The following is an 18586-nucleotide window of genomic DNA, read 5'->3' as shown; positions in this document are numbered from 1 at the left end:
CTCCTTCTATAAGTTTATACTGAATATGATTTATTAAGTTATGATGAAAACGATTAAACGTACTTATAATTATTTGCATTACTAATTTATTCTTCAATATAATAGGCTCGTTTATTAGCTAGCATTGATGGTTTGTTGTGTGTGGCCTCATGGCTTTGATGCTGTTTTGTTCTCCTATTCACTTGTCTTTAAGTGCCGAATCCTGTCTGAACAGGGTATGCAGTTTTCACCGGAACAGGATCAGGCTTTAAAAGCCGTTGGCAAGTGGCTGAAGGAAGGGCGTTCCCCTATCTTCAGGCTGTTTGGTTATGCTGGCACAGGCAAAACCACGCTTGCGCGTTATTTTGCCGAGCATGTGGATGGTGATGTGCAGTTTGCGGCCTTCACCGGCAAGGCCGCGCAGGTGCTACGCTCCAAGGGCGCAAACAATGCGCGCACGCTGCATTCACTGATCTATCGGCCGCGCGGTGAAGAAGCGATTGAAGACGAAACAACCGGTAAGACGTCTATCGCCCCGACATTTTCCCTTAATCGTCAAAGCCCAGTGGCCAAGGCCGCTCTGATCGTCGTGGACGAATGTTCCATGGTTGATGAGCAGCTCGGTCGCGATCTGATGACATTTGGCACACCTATTCTGGTGCTGGGTGATCCGGGACAGTTGCCGCCGATTTCGGGCGGCGGTTTTTTTACTGAGCACGAACCGGATTATCTGCTGACGGAAATTCATCGTCAGGCACGCGATAACCCGATCATCCGCATGGCGCTTGACGTGCGTGAGGGTCGTGAGCTTGCTTATGGGGATGAGGGAAGAGCGAAAGTTATTTCCAAATCTGAGGTCAATCAGGATCTGGTTCTTTCAGCCGATCAGGTTCTCGTTGGCACCAACCGTACACGCAAGCGCTATAATCAGCGGCTGCGCGAGTTGAAGGGCTTTACTGCGGAATACCCCCAGGCCGGCGATAAGCTGGTTTGCCTGCGCAACGATCCGGCCAAGGGGCTTCTGAACGGCTCACTCTGGAAGGTAATGACCTCCTCCAAGGAAACAGTGAAACCGGGAATTAATCTGCTGGTCTCGCCCGAAGACGAAGACCGAGGCGTCGCCAAGATCAAACTGCTCAAAGCGCAGTTTGAGGACCCGGATGCTGAAATTCCTTGGCAGACCAAGAAGCGTTTCGATGATTTTGATTACGGTTATGCGCTGACGGTTCACAAGGCGCAGGGTTCGCAGTGGGATAATGTCGTGCTGTTCGATGAAAGCTACGCTTTCCGCGACACGCGCGAGCGCTGGCTTTACACCGCAATCACGCGTGCAGCCGAACAGCTGACAATTGTAAAATAATCATTGTTCCGTTGGTTCGGCGCTTAGCCACTCCCAAGCTTTGGGCTCATCTTCGGATTCGAATGTCTTCATTTCGATGGACAGAAACGGCTGCATGAGCGTGACGCTTGCCTGTATCCATAGCGGGCCGCCAACAATCGCATAACGTCGAAGGTGACGCAGAGATTTTGCACGCATCGACAGCATGCTCTCCGAAAATGCTGAACCCCAATCCACGCCGTCATAGCCGGTCAGGCGGATGAGAAGGTCGATTTCATCATGGCCTTCATAGGCTGCATCGAGGAGCCCATAAAGATTTTCGAGGGAAGCGTCGTCGAGATGTCCCTCGATTGCAAAAGCAAAGACATCTTCACGATTGGTTGAAATGCGACGGATGACAGGAATGTCCTCGTTGCGCATCGTTGACCTCCGGTTCTTAGAACGTCGTGTTATTTCACTAAAACGCCTCTCAGGGGATAAAGGTTGCGGCAGGCCTTCAAAATTAGCAATCCCTATATTGGTTTGAGGTGTGACAGGAAAACACTCACACTTTTCAATGGCTGACGATATAAAGCCTCATATCGAATTGAAGGAGCGAAGCTCTATGCCTGCAAAATTGTCCGTCAATCTCAACGCCATAGCCATGTTGCGTAATCGACGAGATCTTCCTTGGCCGAGTGTGACCGGTCTAGGACGAGCGGCGCTTGCAGCAGGAGCGGCTGGCTTGACGGTGCACCCGCGCCCTGATCAGCGTCATATTCGTTTTACCGATCTTGGCGATATCCGCGCATTGATCGATGATGAATACCCGCAGGCTGAATTCAACATTGAAGGCTTTCCAACAGAAGCCTTTCTGGAACTGGTTGAAAAACATCAACCTGAGCAGGTGACATTGGTTCCTGATGATCCGATGCAGGCAACTTCCGATCACGGTTGGGACTTTGAAACCAAATCCGATTTCCTGGAACCTATCGTTCAGCGGCTGAAATCACAGGGAATGCGTGTATCGTTATTTGCTGACCCTGGCCCGCTGGGTTATGAAAAGGCCAAGGCAATTGGCGCAGACCGCATTGAGCTCTATACGGGCCCATATGGAGCGACTTATGATGATCCGGCTGCCGCTACACAGGAACTGAGCCGTCTCGGCAAAGCTGCAGATGCAGCAACTGCGCTCGGACTCGCAATCAATGCAGGGCACGATCTGACAGTTGAGAATCTCCCAGCTTTGGTGAAACGTGTACCGCAGTTAAGCGAAGTGTCGATTGGGCACGGTCTGACCGCAGATGCTTTGATGTATGGCATGCCGGTGACCGTTAGCCGATACATTGCAGCCTTGGCTGGATAGGCTTTGCGAAAATGCATGGCTGACAATGGAGCTTTGCGAAATCTGCATTTGTGCGCGGGCGCGACAAGATATAGACCGCCCGCCACAGAATAACCACGCTCGGGGGCGCGCTGGGTCATTTGAGGGAAGCATACATGAAGTTTTCCGCATTCCGAGCTTCGCGCTTCAGCGGCGAGTTAGCCTACTTTTCTTTAAAGAGTTTAACTTTGACACTTCAGGCATTTGACTGATACCGAACTTGCATGGGAACCTTTGCAGCGATCATGTATTCCCTAGCTGTTGACGGTTTGTTTAACTCCCAGGCGCTCTGATATCCAATCCCGATACTTACGACCTCACGAGGTGTCTGCATATGAGCAGCGAGCAACCAGATAAGAACACGCCAGTCGCAGGAGATGCGCAGGCGGGTTCTCAAAATACGCTGCCTGCTGGCGTTTCTCCAGAGAACTCGATTGCTTCGGAAGAAAACGACCATTCCCATGACAGTATGAAGATGCTGGTGCTTGGTGCTCTCGGCGTCGTTTATGGTGATATTGGTACGAGCCCGATCTACGCCTTCCGCGAAGCATTGCACGCGGCAACTTCGGATGGGTTTCTTTCCAGAAGTGATATTCTGGGTGTCGTTTCTCTGATCTTCTGGGCGCTTCTGCTCGTTGTGACGGTGAAATATGTGATCTTCGTGCTGCGTGCCGACAATAATGGCGAAGGCGGCATTCTCTCTCTGATGGCTTTGGTAAGGGCTGCCCTTAAAGGGCGGCCCGACATCGTTCTGGCCGCTGGTATTTGCGGAGCGGCGCTATTTTTTGGCGATGCGGTCATTACGCCTGCGATTTCGGTGTTGTCTGCGGTGGAAGGGGTGCAGATTGTTGCGCCCCATATGACGCCCTTTGTGGTGCCCATTACAGTGGTCATTCTCGTCGTTCTTTTCTCAATCCAGAAGTACGGGACGGGCAAGGTTGCGATTGTTTTCGGGCCGATCATGGCAGTGTGGTTTCTGGCTCTCGGTGCGTCGGGTCTTTGGCATATCTTTGACGATCCGACCGTAATGGCAGCGCTCAATCCCTATTATGCCCTGCGCTTTCTTGTCGTGAGCCCCGGTGTCGCCTTCATTACCGTAGGCGCAGTCTTTCTTGCCATGACAGGCGCCGAAGCGCTTTACGCTGATCTTGGTCATTTTGGCCGCAAGCCAATCGTTCGAGCTTGGCTTTGGATTGTGTTCCCATGTCTTCTGCTTAACTATTTCGGACAGGCGGCATTCGTGTTGTCCCATGGTGAAGCGGCGGCGTTGCCTTTCTTCCAGATGATGCCGGATTTTGCGCTCTGGCCGATGGTGCTCCTGGCGACAGCTGCCACTGTGATCGCCAGTCAGGCCGTCATCAGCGGCGCGTTTTCTGTGGCGCGTCAGGCGGTTCAGCTTAACATTCTGCCGCGTCTTGAAATCCAGCACACGTCGGAAAAACTGCACGGACAAATCTACATTCCGCGCGTCAATTTGCTGCTTGGTCTGACGGTCATCATTCTCGTTCTCGGCTTCGAGAAGTCGAACAATCTGGCATCTGCTTACGGTATCGCCGTGACGGGCAACATGCTGGTCACGACCGGTCTTCTTTATTTCGTCATGACTCGCATCTGGAACTGGCGTGTCAGCCGCGCTGCTCCCCTGATTGCAGGCTTTTTGATCATTGATGTGATGTTCTTCAGCGCCAACATCATCAAGGTGCATGATGGCGGCTGGGCGTCGATTACCTTTGCGCTTATTCTTGTGGTCATCATGTGGACATGGGTGCGTGGTACGCGCCACCTGTTCCAAAAGACACGCAAGGCGGAGGTGCCGCTCGATCTCATCGTCGAGCAGATGAACAAGCGTCCGCCGACAATTGTTCCGGGAACGGCTGTGTTTCTGACAGGTGATCCCAAGAGCGCGCCGACGGCACTCATGCATAGTCTCAAGCACTATAAGGTTCTGCACCAGAACAATGTTATTCTGACTGTTGTAACGGCTTCCAAGCCTTGGGTGTCGAGTGCTGACCGTGCGCGTGTTTCGCAGTTCAATGAACGCTTCATGCAGGTCACGCTGACATTTGGCTATATGCAGCAACCGAATATTCCGCGCGCGCTGGGACTTTGCCGAAAACTCGGCTGGAAGTTCGACATCATGACGACGTCTTTCTTCCTGTCACGTCGCTGGCTCAAGGCTTCCGCACATTCCGGTTTGCCGCTCTGGCAGGATAAGCTTTTCATCCTGCTTGCTCGTACGGCCTCTGATGCGACGGAATATTTCCAGATCCCAACAGGTCGTGTTGTGGAAATAGGCACACAAGTAAATCTCTAAGGCATGAAGCCAGATATGCATATTTTTAAAGGGCGCCTTCTGAGAAGTTGATTCCGGAAGGCGCCCTTTCTTTTTGAATTTGTTTGCTTCTTTCCAGTTGTCGAAACGAAGCTCCAAGCGGTGCTCGGATCGCAATTCTAAAATCTTCTATCTTGTTGAAAAATCCTGCTTGACGGTCTGTCAAGCAAGGATTATTAAACGGAACCGTACCGTACGGTACAAGGTGGAGGGATTGATCCGTGACTGATAAAAGCGACGAATTGCAGGCTCAGAAGCAGCCGTCTTTTTCGCCGCGTCAGAACGATGTTCTGGAGCAGGCGTTGCGCCTTCTTGTCGAAGGCGGGGACCGCGCTTTGACGACGGCGAGCATTGCGCGTGCTGCCAATTGCTCCAAGGAAAGCCTTTATAAATGGTTTGGTGATCGCGATGGTCTGCTAACCGCAATGGTTCGCTGGCAAGCATCGAAGGTTCGTGTCGTGCCGGTAGCTCGCGAGAAGCTTGACGCGGAATCGCTTTTCTCAAGCCTAGAACATTTTGCGCGTGACTGGCTGCTGGTGCTGTCTGGTCCAACATCGATTGCATTGAACCGTCTGGCTGTCAGCCACACGGCATCGGGCAAATCGGCACTTGGCGACATCGTTCTCGCCAATGGTCCGGTGGCGATGGCAAAGCGTCTCAAGCCGATCCTCGAAATGGGTCAGGAAGCAAAGCTTCTGGCTTTTGACGACATCGACGAAGCTTTTCGTGCATTTTTCGGACTTGTCGTTCGGGACATGCAGATCCGGTTGCTGCTTGGCGACCGGCTGGAACTGACTGACGAAGTGGTCATCCGGGACGCCCGGCGTGCTACAAAGCAGTTTTTCGCTCTTTACGGGGCATAACCAACGGCCAACGCGAGGAAGCCGCAGAGCAATCTGAAAAATAATCTGAATGAAGGGAATACGAAAATGCGCGTTTATTACGATCGTGATGCAGACGTTAATCTGATCAAGTCGAAGAAGGTTGTTATCGTCGGTTACGGTAGCCAGGGCCGTGCCCATGCACTGAACCTCAAGGACTCCGGCGCTGCCAACGTGCGCATCGCTCTTCGTGAAGGTTCGGCAACGGTCAAGAAGGCCGAAGCTGATGGCTTCGAAGTGATGAACGTTGCTGATGCTGCCAAGTGGGGCGATCTCCTCATGATGGCAACCCCTGATGAACTTCAGGCTGACATCTACAAAGACCACATTCAGGATAACATCCGTGACGGCGCAGCGATTGCTTTCGCTCATGGCCTTAATGTTCACTTCGGCCTGATTGAGCCAAAGAAGTCGGTTGACGTTGTCATGATCGCACCAAAGGGCCCAGGCCACACGGTTCGCGGCGAATACCAGAAGGGCGGCGGCGTTCCTTGCCTCATCGCTATCCATCAGGATGCTTCGGGCAACGCACATGATCTCGCTCTGTCTTACGCTTCGGGCGTTGGCGGCGGCCGTTCGGGCGTTATCGAAACCACCTTCAAGGAAGAGTGCGAAACCGATCTGTTCGGTGAGCAGGCTGTTCTTTGCGGCGGTGTTGTTGAACTCATCCGCACCGGCTTTGAAGTTCTCGTAGAAGCTGGCTATGCACCAGAAATGGCTTACTTCGAGTGCCTGCACGAAATGAAGCTCATCGTAGACCTGATCTACGAAGGCGGCATTGCGAACATGAACTACTCGATCTCCAACACTGCTGAGTGGGGCGAATACGTCACTGGTCCACGCATCATCACTGCAGAAACCAAGGAAGAAATGAAGCGCGTTCTGAAGGACATTCAGACCGGCAAGTTCACTTCCGATTGGATGCAGGAATACCGTGCAGGTGCAGCTCGCTTCAAGGGTATCCGTCGTAACAACGACAGCCACCAGATCGAAGAAGTCGGCGAAAAGCTCCGCGGCATGATGCCATGGATCGCAGCGAACAAGCTCGTCGACAAGGCACGCAACTAAAAATCTGCAATATTCAAGCTCTGGCCGTCTGCAAATGGCATTTTGTTTCACTTCCGGTGCTCACGTACTTTATGTACGCTCCGCTCCGGTTCTCACAAAACACCATTTTCGCCAAGCCAGAGCCAGAATCTTGCTAGATTTTGGGTGCTCGATGATCAGACAAAAAGGGGGCGTTTCTTACGCCCCTTTCATGCATAGGGATTTGGTCGTGTGAAATGTAGCGCACGAAAAGATCGTCGGATGCTTTTGGAATTTGTGTTTTGTGCGTCATTTGGCCAAAACAATTCAGAATATCTTTATTCCGTCTCAGCATGGAAGAAAGTGTTCTCGTTAGCAAAAAATTGCGCTATCGCTAGAACTTTATCTGGCAAGGTTTGAGGAGGCTTTGCCTCCACCGTATTGAGGAGATTTCCCGTGTTGGACTGGGAAACTGTATTTGCAACGCGCTCGAAACGTATGCGCGCTTCGGAAATCCGTGAACTTCTAAAACTGCTGGAACGTCCGGATATTATTTCCTTTGCTGGCGGTATTCCCGATCCGGCGCTGTTTCCACATACTGAATTCCAGAGCGCTTATCAGGACATCTTTGGTGGCCCTGAAGCCAATGCAGCTCTGCAATATTCGGTATCCGAAGGTTACAAGCCGCTCCGTACCTGGTTGGTGAGTGAACTTGCCAAGATCGGTATTCCGTGTACCGAAGACAACGTCTTCATCACGTCCGGTTCGCAGCAAGCACTTGACTATCTCGGCAAGCTTTTCATCTCGCCAAATGACACGGCGCTGGTGACTGCCCCGACCTATCTTGGTGCGTTACAGGCGTTTAACGCCTATGAACCGACCTATGACATTCTCTCGCTGAATGGCAATCGCACACCGGATTCCTATAAGCAGGCAGCGGAAAATGCTGGCGGTCAGGTTAAGTTTGCCTATCTTTCGGCAGATTTCAGCAATCCGACCGGCGAAACGGTCGATCGTGCGGGCCGTGAAAAGCTGCTGGCCGATGCTGATGAGCTGAATGTGCCGATTATCGAAGATGCCGCTTATCAGTATCTGCGTTACAACGGGGAAGCGATTGCGCCGATCCTGTCGATGGATATTGCGCGTCACGGCGGTGATATCGAAAAGACCCGCACGATCTATTGCGGATCGTTCTCGAAGACCCTCGCACCTGGCCTGCGCGTTGGTTACGTGGTTGCTTCGCAGTCGGTTATCCGCAAGCTGGTTCTGATGAAGCAGGCGGCTGATCTTCATTCTTCGACGATCAACCAGATTGCCATCCATCGTGTTGCTTCGACTGGTTTTGACAGGCAAGTCGCTAAACTGCATAGCGTTTACAAGCACCGCCGCGATAAGATGCTGGAAGCACTTGCTAAATACATGCCGGAAGGCACTGACTGGACCAAGCCGGAAGGCGGCATGTTCATCTGGGTCACGCTTCCAAAGGGCATGGACGGTGCTGCATTGCTTGCCGCATCGATTGAAAGCGAGAAAGTGGCGTTTGTACCGGGCAAGGCGTTCTTTGCGGATGGCACGGGTGCCAATACGCTGCGTCTGAGCTATTCATGCGCTAATGATGAAATGATTGATGAAGGCATCATGCGTCTGGGGCGCTTGATCCGCACGCATTCCAAATCGGAAGCTGCATAAGAAATAAACGAGCCGGGCATTGCCCGGCTTTTTTATTGAAAAGGCGAATTACAGCCGGTACGCGGCCCTGCCAAGGGCTGGTATGTGTTGTCCGACGTACGATAACTGCGGTAACGATTTGAGCACCATGAAATATGATTGCTGCTTGGACCGAAGGTGGTGACAGGCTTGCGATTGGATGGGCGAACTTGAAGCGGGTCGCCATTCTTGTAGATCGGGATGCCTTCGCGCGAGATGTAATTGCCACTGTCGCGGCACCCCACGCCGTAACACTTACTTGATCCTGCTTGTGGCTGATAAGTCCGCGGCAGCCCGCCAGCGATAGGGGGTGTGCTTGGACGCAAAGACGGCACGTAGGGCGTATTCAGGTCAACCGCTGCAGCGCTGCCAACAAGGCTTGCTGCAAAGAGACCTGAGCAAAGTGCGATGTACCGTATCTTATCAAGCATTTTCGGTGTCCTGATTTCCAGACTTTATATGGTGGCTTTTCTGATCAAAACCAGCGCGGCTGTGCAATTTTGAAAAGAACCACTTGCCAATCATAGCGCAAGTGGTGAGATTGCGCGGGCATGTTTACGATAGCAACCTTCAATGTCGAAAATCTGATGCGCCGGTTTGATTTTTCCGGCTTTCGCAATGAATTGCATCAGGATCGCTCGCTCAAGCTCTTCGAGATCGGCGATGAAACGCAATACCGTCTGCTGGAGCAGGCGCGGGCGATTGCCCATACCGATGACACACGGCAGATGACGGCGCTGGCAATAGCCGAAACACGGGCCGATGTGCTTTGCCTGCAAGAAGTCGATAATCTCGCTGCCCTCAATGCGTTTGAATATGGCTATCTTTTCAAGATGGTCGGGCAAGGCTATCGCAATAAATATCTGATTGACGGCAATGATAGCCGAGGCATCGACGTTGCCGTGATGGCACGCGATACGACGCGTGATGGCCAGCGGATTGAAGTGCTGGAAGTCACCAGCCACGCGCATCTGACCTATAAGGATCTTGATCTTTATCAGCCGGTGCTTGCTGAGCTCGGACTTGAACCGCATGATCGCATTTTTAAGCGCGATTGTCTTTGTCTCGATATGCGTATCGACGGCAAGCCACTGACGCTTTTTGTTGTTCACCTGAAATCAATGGGCGGTGCCCGGAACGGGCTTGATGGTCGCACTGCATCCTTGCCGGTCAGACAGGCAGAAACGCGTGCGATCCGTCACATTATCGAAGAGAAGTTTGGCGCAGGGCACACTTCGGGTAAGCGCTGGCTCATTTGCGGTGATTTCAACGATTACCGTGAACGCGTCATCATCGAAGGCGATGAGTGGAACGGTTATCGATTCTCGCCTGTGAAGGAAGCTGCCAGTGCTCTGGATACGCTGCTAAGCGATGGCTTCGCCATCAATCTTGTGGAGCGACGCCCTGAAATGGACCGCTGGACGCTCTATCACACCCGCGGACCGCAGGAACGCCATCTTTGCCAGCTTGATTACATTCTTGCGTCGCCAGCTCTGGCTGACAAAAACGGTGGTGCGATTCCGAAGATTATCCGCCGTGGCCAGCCCTGGCGCACGGTTTTCCCGCCAGGACAAGAAGTTGATCGTTATCCACGCACTGGATGGGATCGTCCTAAGGCCAGTGACCATTGCCCCGTGGCTGTCACGCTGAACATTGTTTGAGAATGAGACGGCTAATGCAGCATGTGAAAGAAAACACGGTTTATGAAATTGATCGTGTCGATGTCCGGATTTTTCCGGGACCGCTCGATTATGCGCAAGCCAATAAAACCGCAATCGCTGAAAACTGGCAGCGCGAGTGTCAGGCTAATCCGACTTTATTTGATGGTGAAATTTATCTTGCACCACAAGCGAAACTGGAAGGCCAGTCTTTTTCCGCCGGTTTCCATCGCACGAGCTTTGCAACTCTTATGTATTGGCGCAAAGATGCACAGCCTTTACGTCCCTGGCACATTTTTGGTGTGGGAGTGATTGTATCATCTGAAGGGCATCTTATTGCCGCGCGTATGGGCGCTCATAATGCCGCTGGAGGGCGCATTTATTTTCCAGCCGGTTCGATTGATGACAATGATGTCGTTGATGGTCGGGCGGATTATGAAACCAATATGGCGCGCGAAGTCTTTGAGGAAACGGGCATTAATCTCGGTGATGCCAAGGTGGAAGCCAAGACGCATCTGGTAACTGCCGATGGAAGCATTGCGCTTTTCCGCCGACATTACTTTGATCTTTCGACGACGGAGTTGTTGAAACGAATAGAGGCAAATCTCGCTGCTCAAGCCGAGCCGGAATTGTCGGAAATCATTCCGGTTAAGCAGGCAGGAGCCATGGGGCAGGCGACGCCATCCTATGTGCGCGCATTTGCCGACTGGCATTTTGATAATCAACAGTAACGATTGGTTCTTACAGATGACAGCGCCGAGAAATTGGCTATGCTCGCAGCTTAAGGCTATTCGCCGACTGTGATCTGAGGGAGACGTGAACGATGACAGAAGCTGCCAGTGCTGGCCGGTATTATGAGATTTTCGACGTTTTCGCCGATAAGGCTCTGGCTGGGAATCCGCTGGCTGTTGTGCACGAGAGTGAAGGGCTGACGGACGCGCGTATGCAGGGCATTGCGCGGGAGTTCAATCTGTCCGAAACGGTCTTTATCTTTCCGCCTGAAAATCCGATGCATGAGGCAGCCGTCCGCATTTTTACCCCGGACTACGAGTTGCCATTTGCCGGTCATCCGACTGTTGGCGCTGCGGTATCGCTGGCACGTCATCGCAGAACAGGCGACGAGTCGGATCGGCTGGTGACGCTTGAAGAGAAGGTAGGTATCGTTCGCTGTGGTGTCATCTTAGGTGAGAACAGCGCCTTTGCCGAATTTGATCTGCCGCGTTTGCCGGAAAAGCTCGATATCAAGATCGAGAAGGAAGAGGCCGCCGCCGCAATTGGGCTAGGCACGCATGAGATCGGTTTTGAGAACCATATTCCTGCTGTCTGGAGCGCAGGCACACCTTATCTTCTTGTGCCGGTTCATAACCTGATCGCTGCAGCCAAAGTCTCCATCGATCCTGTCTATGTGAGCGAAAGTCTGCCGCATGTGGGCGATCGACCATTGCCGATTTATGTCTATTGCCGCGAAACCATTCTGTTCGATAGTAATTATCACGCACGCATGTTTGTGACAGGCTCGAATGTGTATGAAGATCCTGCGACGGGGTCTGCAGCGGCGGCTTTTGCAGGAATGATCCTGGCCAAAGACCAGCCGGTGGATGGAAGTTCGCAATGGTGGATCGAGCAGGGCATGGAGATGGGGCGCCCCTCCCGTATTCGCCTTGAACTTGATGTATCAAATCAGACACTCACCGGTGCTCGTATTGGCGGTACGGCAGTCAAGATTGCTGAAGGACGCCTGTTCGTCTGATTTTCATGTTTTGATTGCGGTCAAAGCGCAATCGCCGCCCTATAGTAATCTAACAACAGATTAGCTGAACGAGGGACGCTTGCCATGATAATCAAGGAAATGTCTGAAATTGATGTCCGTGATATGATCCAGCATACCCAGATCGGGCGGTTGGGTTATATTCTTGGTGATCGACCATTTGTGGTGCCGCTCGGTTTTCGGTTCAGTGGTGGGGCGCTTTATTCCTTCACTACCGATGGCCAGAAGACTGAGGCTATGCGGAAAAATGATGCGGTCTGCATTTTGTTCGATCACATCATTTCAAAAACGGAATGGCGTAGCGTTGTGGTGAACGGTCATTATCGCGAGATCACGCGCGAGGAAGAAAAGGCTGCGATCGTCAATATGCTCTCAAACGAGCCGACATGGTGGGAGCCTGCTTATACCAAGACCATCACCAGTGGCGGCGAGCAACGCAAACTGGAACCTGTTTTCTTTCGCGTTGATATTGAAAGCGCCACTGGTCATCAGGCCGGTTGAATCTAGCGAACCACCAGCACCGGAACAGTGCTTCGCGTAACGACTTCATAGGTCTGACTACCGAGCAACATGCCTTTCAGTCCACGGCGACCATGCGACGCCATCACAATCAGGTCGTTGCGCAATTCTTTTGCGGTTTCAATGATTGAGGTGGCTGGATGCTGCGCCACGACATGCAATGTATGGATTTCAACGCCAGCCTGACTTGCCAGTTCACGGGCGCGGGCAAGTGCAGCATCGGCGTAATCGTTCCATTCTTCTTCATAACGCTCGATAAAGGCCGGACTGTCAGTAAAGCCACCAGGCAGGCCGGAAAGCGAATAGGGGGCGGTCACGGTGAGGACAGTCACCTTGCTACCCATGGCTTTCGCGGTATCAAATCCATGAATAAGACCGCGCTCTGCAAACTCTGAACCATCTGTGGTGACTAGGATATTCTTATACATCGTGCCCTCGCTTTGACTTTATGCATCTTTAAAGTAGTTACCCAGTTGATCATATCAAACCAGATATGGCGTTAATATTAGAATAGAACGGGACTGCGGTAATCCATGCCAATTGATTGCGATACTTTTCATGCGAGCTGGGTTGCGACTGTTCTTAATCTGGATTGGCCGTCCAGAGCTTCCACACAGATTGAGGACGATTCCGAACGCGTGAAGCGCCAGAAGCAGGAACTGGTGCGAATGTTTGAAGAAGCATCCGAACATGGCATTAACGCCGTGATCTTTCAGGTTTCACCTGCTGCGGATGCTTTCTACAAATCAGACTATCTGCCGTGGTCATCTTATCTGACGGGTACACTCGGAAAAGATCCGGGCTTCGATCCACTGCGCTTTGCGATCGCGCAAGCGCACAAGCGTGGGATCGAGCTACATGCATGGCTCAATCCTTACCGTGTTTCTATGGATGTGCGGCCGGCAACGCGAAAAGAACTGAATAATTCTTCCAGCGATTCTCCGCCTAGCGTTTATAAAACCAATCCGGGTTGGGTAGGCATATCTGCGGATCGCTATGTGCTTGACCCCGGTATTCCGGCAGTGCGCCAGTGGGTAACGAACATCACGGCTGAAGTTGTCCAGAAATATGATGTCGATGGAATCCAGTTCGATGACTATTTCTATTACGAAACGCAGGGCTCGCCGCTCAAGGACGACAAGACATTCAAACGTTTCGGGACAAGTTTCTCAAGCAAGCATGACTGGCGGCGTCACAATACCTATACGCTGGTGCAGGAAATCTCGCACAAGATCAGAGCCATCAAGCCGCATGTTCGCTTTGGTATCAGCCCTGGCGGCGTCTGGCGCAATCAGATTGACGATCCGCTTGGTTCGCCAACGCGGGCGGGTAAGACCAATTATGATGGAGACTTCGCTGATACGCGTGCCTGGGTGAAAGATGGGCTGATCGATTATATCGCGCCGCAGGTCTATTGGTCGTCAGGCCGCAAGGATGTGCCTTATGAACCTATCGTCAGATGGTGGGCGGATACAGTTAAAGGCACAAACACTGACCTTTATATCGGGATGGCACTTTATCGCGCTGGCACCTCGAGTAAGGCTGAGCCTGAATGGCTTGCGGGAAATGGCGTCGATGAAATCAAGCGCCAGCTTGACCTCAACAACGCTATACCGGAGGTCAAAGGCAGTATTCTTTTTCGACAGGGTTTCTTGTCTGATCCGAAGCTCAAGAGCGTATCGGCATACTTGAAAAAGACCTGGGGTAAGTGTCGACCTAAAAAATAGCGGCACATTCAGGTTATTTATTATCTGGTTGATTTAAATCAAAGAAAGCCTCCGCCAGCGGATGCTAATGATCGCTTGTTGCCGAGTTCCACCAGAGTCGGCAATCTCCGGGGCGTCGAGGCCCAACCAAAGCGACGCCCCGGCTAATTTTAAACAATTCAAGGATCTGTCGAGCGCACCAGCGCGATCTTTTTGCAATGTTGTACTGTCGACAGCCAGCGGGTGCTGTCAGCATTGCCCTCCATCTCACTAAATCGGCACCCGCGAATTTTCTTATATTTATTATTTAACGCATGAAATTGCGGTGCATTTGAGTATAGTTGATTTTAATCAAGGCACGCACTCCCAAGTGAAAATACAGAATTCAATCTGACTGAGTAGTATCGTTTGCCGCATAGCTTTGCTTTGCGGGCCCGCAAGATGATGACGCAGAGGATGTTTCGGCATGGGGTTTAATCGCAAGCAGTGGATCGCAACTGGTGTAGTCGTGGCTTTGGTAGCCGGAGGCTACTATGCCTGGAAAGCACTGAGCGACCCCGGACTGCCGGAAGGCATTGCTGGCGGAAATGGGCGAATCGAAGCCGTAGAGATCGATGTATCCACCAAAAGCCCCGGACGTATCCGCGAAATTCTTGCCGACGAAGGACAGTTTGTTGAGGCAAACGCGGTTCTGGCGCGCATGGATACTGCCCAGCTCGAGAGCCAGCGCAAACAGGCAGAAGCGCAGCTTCGTCGCGCTGAAATAAGCATTGAGACAGCGAAAAGTTTGGTTGTCCAGCGTGAAGCCGAGCAAACCGCCGCTCAGGCCACGGTCTCACAGCGCGAAGCGCAACTGGACGCTGCAAATCGCCGTCTGGCCCGTTCGCAACAGCTTTCAGAATCGCGCACAGTTTCTCAGCAGGTACTGGATGATGATCGCGCAACCGCGCAGGGCGCTGAGGCAGCCGTGGGTGCTGCAAAGGCGCAGCTCGCCGCGACAGCGGCTGCGATCAGTGCTGCAAAGGCACAAGTTGTTGATGCAGAAGCTGCGGTTGAAGCTGCAAAGGCGGCGATTGCCACCATCGATACAGATATCAATGATGCCACATTGCGTTCGCCAAAGCCGGGTCGCGTGCAATATCGTGTTGCGCAACCGGGTGAAGTATTGTCGGCTGGCGGCCGCGTGCTTAATCTGGTCGATGTCAGCGATGTCTATATGACTTTCTTCCTGCCGACTTCGCAGGCTGGTCGCGTGGCCATTGGCGCGGATGCTCGTATTGTGCTTGATGCCGCACCTCAATATGTGATCCCCGCCACGATTAGTTTCGTAGCCGATGTTGCTCAGTTCACGCCAAAGTCGGTTGAGACGGAGGAAGAGCGTCAAAAGCTTATGTTCCGCGTTAAGGCAAAAATCCCGCAGGAATTGCTTCAGAAATATATTCAGCAGGTCAAAACCGGGCTTCCGGGTATGGCTTATGTGAAACTTGATCAAAATGCTGAATGGCCGAAGAATCTCGCGGAAACAGTAAAATGAGTGCGGCTTCGATAAAGGCTGGCGTGGGCGACGACAGCTTTGTCGTTCGCGCAGACAGCGTGAAGCTGTCCTATGGATCGACTGAAGCGTTGCGTGATGTTTCGCTCGAGGTGCCTGCCGGCTGCATGGTCGGGCTGATTGGACCTGACGGCGTTGGAAAATCGAGCCTTCTGTCGCTGATTGCTGGCGCTCGCGTTATGCAGAAGGGCAGGATTGAAGTGCTTGGCGGCGATATTGCCGACAAGCGTCATCGACAGTCTGCCTTCCCGCGCATCGCCTATATGCCTCAAGGCTTGGGAAAGAATCTGTATCCGACGCTTTCCGTGTTCGAGAATATTGAGTTTTTCGGACGACTGTTTGGTCACGATAAGCACGAGCGCGAGCGCCGTATTGCTGATCTTCTGGCGCGAACGGGCATGTCGCCTTTTGCTGATCGCCCGGCTGGTAAGCTTTCGGGTGGCATGAAGCAGAAGACAAGTCTTTGTTGCTCACTGATCCATGATCCTGATTTGCTTATCCTTGATGAGCCGACAACGGGCGTTGATCCTTTATCGCGGCGACAGTTCTGGGAACTGATTGACGATATCCGCAAAGATCGTCCGGGGATGAGCGTTATTGTGGCCACGGCCTACATGGAAGAAGCGGAGCGCTTCGATTGGCTGGTTGCTATGAATGACGGCCAGATTCTTGCAACCGGCACGCCTCAGGAACTGCTTGAGAAAACCCAGACGCCTAATCTTGATGCAGCCTTCATCGCGCTTTTGCCGGAGGAGCTTCGGAAAGGGCACAGCGAAGTAGTAATGCCACCGCGCAATACACAGGCAGATAGTGGCATCGCTATCGAAGCCGAGCATGTCACGGTGCGATTTGGCAATTTCACTGCCGTTGACAATGTAAGTTTCCGTATTCCGCGCGGCGAGATTTTCGGCTTCCTCGGCTCTAACGGTTGCGGCAAATCCACGACGATGAAGGTCTTGACCGGCTTGTTGCCTGCAAGCGAAGGCACGGCAAGGCTGTTTGGACGCGAAGTCGACCCAAAGGATATCGATATACGCCGTCATGTTGGTTACATGTCGCAGGCGTTTTCGCTCTATTCCGAACTGACAGTTCATCAAAATCTGGAGCTTCACGCCAAGCTGTTTGGCATGGCGGAAGAAGATACCAAGCGCAGAATCAAGGAACTGGCCCAAAGGTTTGATTTGGCTGGCGTTATGGATGATCTTCCCGACTCGATGCCGCTCGGCATCCGCCAGCGCCTGTCGCTGGCTGTCGCGCTGATCCATTCGCCGGATATTCTTATTCTCGATGAGCCAACTTCAGGCGTTGATCCAGTTGCGCGCGATGCGTTCTGGCAAATCCTTGCCGATCTTTCGCGCAACGACAATGTCACGATTTTCGTGTCGACCCATTTCATGAATGAAGCGGAACTGTGTGATCGCATTTCCTTGATGCATGCTGGTAAGGTGTTGATCAGCGACACACCAAAAGCCATTACCGCAAGCCGGAATGTAGCAACACTTGAAGATGCTTTCATCGCATATCTCGAAGAAGCAATTGGCGAAACAGCGCCTGAGAAAGACGTTCAAGAGGCGGTGAAGATTCAGCCTGAAAAGGTTGAGAAAAGCACGACGGCCCGCGCGGGTTGGTTGCCAAATCCTCGGCGAATGTTGGCTTTCTCACGCCGCGAAGCGCTGGAGTTGAAACGCGATCCGATCCGGGCGACATTGGCCATTCTGGGCACTGTGATCCTGATGTTCGTGATCGGATACGGTATCAATCTCGATGTAGAGGACTTGACGTTTGCGGTTTTGGATCGCGACGATACGACGATTAGCCGTGATTACACGCAGCAACTTGCTGGTTCCCGGTATTTCACTGAAAAAGTACCCATAACCGATTATGACGACCTTGATCGGCGTATGCGCGAAGGTGAAATCTGCCTGGCTATTGAAATCCCGCCGAATTTCGGCAGCAATGTCTCGCGTGGTCGTCCTGTCGAAATTGGTGCCTGGATCGACGGCGCCATGCCAACGCGAGCGGAAACCGTGCGCGGTTATGTGCAGGGAATGCATGCCAATTGGCTGACACAAAAAGCGCGCGAGCTTTATGGAAGCAACGCCACTGTTGGTAACTTCAATCTGGAAATTCGTTATCGTTATAATCCGGACGTCCAGAGCCTTGTGGCCATGGTGCCAGCAGTTATCCCGCTACTTCTGCTGATGATCCCTGCAATGTTGGCGGTTCTGAGCGTTGTACGTGAAAAAGAACTTGGCTCCATCATAAATTTCTATGTGACGCCGGTGACTAAGTTCGAGTTTTTGCTAGGCAAACAGCTGCCCTATATCGCGCTTGCTTTTCTCAACTTCCTGATGCTGACGGCCTTTGCTGTTTTCATATTCCGTGTGCCATTCACAGGCAGTTTCCTGACCTATGCCACGGCGGCGCTTCTCTATGTCATCATTACGACCGGCATGGGCTTGGTGATCTCAACCTTTATCAATAGCCAGATTGCGGCGATCTTCGGCACTGCATTGCTGACACTCATTCCCGCAGTGCAATATTCTGGCATTATCGATCCGGTCTCGTCTTTGCAGGGGGCAGGTGCGTTTATCGGCAAGATTTATCCGACGACCTATTTCGTGACGATCTCGCGCGGGACTTTCTCAAAGGCGCTCGATTTCTCCGATCTCGCCGGATCATTCCTGCCGCTGCTGATTGCCATACCGGTTCTTACCGTTCTCGGCATTGTACTTCTCAAGAAGCAGGCGGGCTGA

General features: G+C 52.4%; 16 protein-coding genes. 13 read left to right on the top strand and 3 right to left on the bottom strand.

Annotation, left to right across the window (positions count from 1 at the left end; genetic code table 11):
* Positions 1–217: 217 nt before the first annotated feature.
* Positions 218–1339, top strand: coding sequence for an ATP-dependent DNA helicase (locus tag ABWV94_RS10890; protein WP_064320802.1), 1122 nt, complete (start codon positions 218–220; stop codon positions 1337–1339).
* Here ABWV94_RS10890 and ABWV94_RS10885 read toward each other — a convergent pair whose 3' ends face one another.
* On the bottom strand, positions 1340–1738 hold the full coding sequence (locus tag ABWV94_RS10885) for a SpoIIAA family protein (protein ID WP_079212053.1): 399 nt from the start codon (positions 1736–1738) through the stop codon (positions 1340–1342).
* 184 nt (positions 1739–1922) lie between these two features.
* Between ABWV94_RS10885 and ABWV94_RS10880 the strand changes: the two genes are divergently transcribed.
* The 5 genes from ABWV94_RS10880 (at position 1923) to ABWV94_RS10860 (ending at position 8609) form a co-directional block, all read left to right on the top strand.
* Positions 1923–2663 carry a pyridoxine 5'-phosphate synthase gene (locus ABWV94_RS10880; protein WP_113498128.1) on the top strand — a complete coding sequence of 247 codons (741 nt, stop codon included), beginning with the start codon at positions 1923–1925 and terminating at the stop codon, positions 2661–2663.
* Between the two features lie 487 nt (positions 2664–3150).
* Positions 3151–4995 (top strand): potassium transporter Kup, encoded by a 1845-nt coding sequence (locus tag ABWV94_RS10875; RefSeq protein WP_235820841.1) that lies wholly within the window; start codon positions 3151–3153, stop codon positions 4993–4995.
* A 239-nt stretch (positions 4996–5234) separates the two neighbouring features.
* Entirely contained in the window at positions 5235–5876 is a 642-nt protein-coding gene (locus tag ABWV94_RS10870) for a TetR/AcrR family transcriptional regulator (protein WP_007875688.1), read from the top strand.
* 66 nt (positions 5877–5942) lie between these two features.
* On the top strand, positions 5943–6962 hold the full coding sequence (gene ilvC, locus ABWV94_RS10865; protein WP_007875687.1) for a ketol-acid reductoisomerase: 1020 nt from the start codon (positions 5943–5945) through the stop codon (positions 6960–6962).
* A gap of 414 nt (positions 6963–7376) precedes the next feature.
* Complete coding sequence (locus ABWV94_RS10860) at positions 7377–8609, top strand: aminotransferase-like domain-containing protein (protein WP_113498026.1); 1233 nt, start codon at positions 7377–7379, stop codon at positions 8607–8609.
* 32 nt (positions 8610–8641) lie between these two features.
* Here the strand turns inward: ABWV94_RS10860 and ABWV94_RS10855 are convergent, their stop codons facing one another.
* Positions 8642–9058, bottom strand: a complete 417-nt coding sequence (locus ABWV94_RS10855) for a BA14K family protein (RefSeq protein WP_007875678.1) — start codon at positions 9056–9058, stop codon at positions 8642–8644.
* 120 nt (positions 9059–9178) lie between these two features.
* Here ABWV94_RS10855 and ABWV94_RS10850 point away from each other — a divergent pair, with 120 nt between their 5' ends.
* The 4 genes from ABWV94_RS10850 (at position 9179) to ABWV94_RS10835 (ending at position 12554) form a co-directional block, all read left to right on the top strand.
* Complete coding sequence (locus ABWV94_RS10850; protein ID WP_079212050.1) at positions 9179–10288, top strand: endonuclease/exonuclease/phosphatase family protein; 1110 nt, start codon at positions 9179–9181, stop codon at positions 10286–10288.
* Between the two features lie 14 nt (positions 10289–10302).
* Positions 10303–11016: an NUDIX domain-containing protein gene (locus tag ABWV94_RS10845; RefSeq protein WP_079212049.1), complete on the top strand. Its 714-nt coding sequence runs from the start codon at positions 10303–10305 to the stop codon at positions 11014–11016.
* Between the two features lie 92 nt (positions 11017–11108).
* Entirely contained in the window at positions 11109–12035 is a 927-nt protein-coding gene (locus tag ABWV94_RS10840) for a PhzF family phenazine biosynthesis protein (RefSeq protein WP_079212048.1), read from the top strand.
* Positions 12036–12119: 84 nt separating this feature from the next.
* Complete coding sequence (locus ABWV94_RS10835) at positions 12120–12554, top strand: pyridoxamine 5'-phosphate oxidase family protein (RefSeq protein ID WP_007875668.1); 435 nt, start codon at positions 12120–12122, stop codon at positions 12552–12554.
* A gap of 2 nt (positions 12555–12556) precedes the next feature.
* On the opposite strand, the gene ABWV94_RS10830 is transcribed toward ABWV94_RS10835, so the two are convergent.
* Positions 12557–13000: a universal stress protein gene (locus ABWV94_RS10830; protein WP_007875666.1), complete on the bottom strand. Its 444-nt coding sequence runs from the start codon at positions 12998–13000 to the stop codon at positions 12557–12559.
* Between the two features lie 105 nt (positions 13001–13105).
* Between ABWV94_RS10830 and ABWV94_RS10825 the strand changes: the two genes are divergently transcribed.
* The 3 genes from ABWV94_RS10825 (at position 13106) to rbbA (ending at position 18586) form a co-directional block, all read left to right on the top strand.
* Positions 13106–14299 (top strand): glycoside hydrolase family 10-like protein, encoded by a 1194-nt coding sequence (locus ABWV94_RS10825; protein ID WP_113498028.1) that lies wholly within the window; start codon positions 13106–13108, stop codon positions 14297–14299.
* Positions 14300–14744: 445 nt separating this feature from the next.
* Positions 14745–15812, top strand: coding sequence for an HlyD family secretion protein (locus ABWV94_RS10820; protein ID WP_105518704.1), 1068 nt, complete (start codon positions 14745–14747; stop codon positions 15810–15812).
* Entirely contained in the window at positions 15779–18586 is a 2808-nt protein-coding gene (gene rbbA / locus ABWV94_RS10815) for a ribosome-associated ATPase/putative transporter RbbA (protein WP_502905168.1), read from the top strand. The genes ABWV94_RS10820 and rbbA overlap by 34 nt, the downstream gene beginning before the upstream one ends.

The sequence above is a fragment of the Brucella sp. NBRC 12953 genome, assembly GCF_040369775.1.
Lineage (GTDB): Bacteria > Pseudomonadota > Alphaproteobacteria > Rhizobiales > Rhizobiaceae > Brucella > Brucella pseudogrignonensis.
The sequence above is the reverse complement of the archived record's forward strand: the minus strand, read 5'-3'. Positions and strand labels throughout refer to the sequence as shown.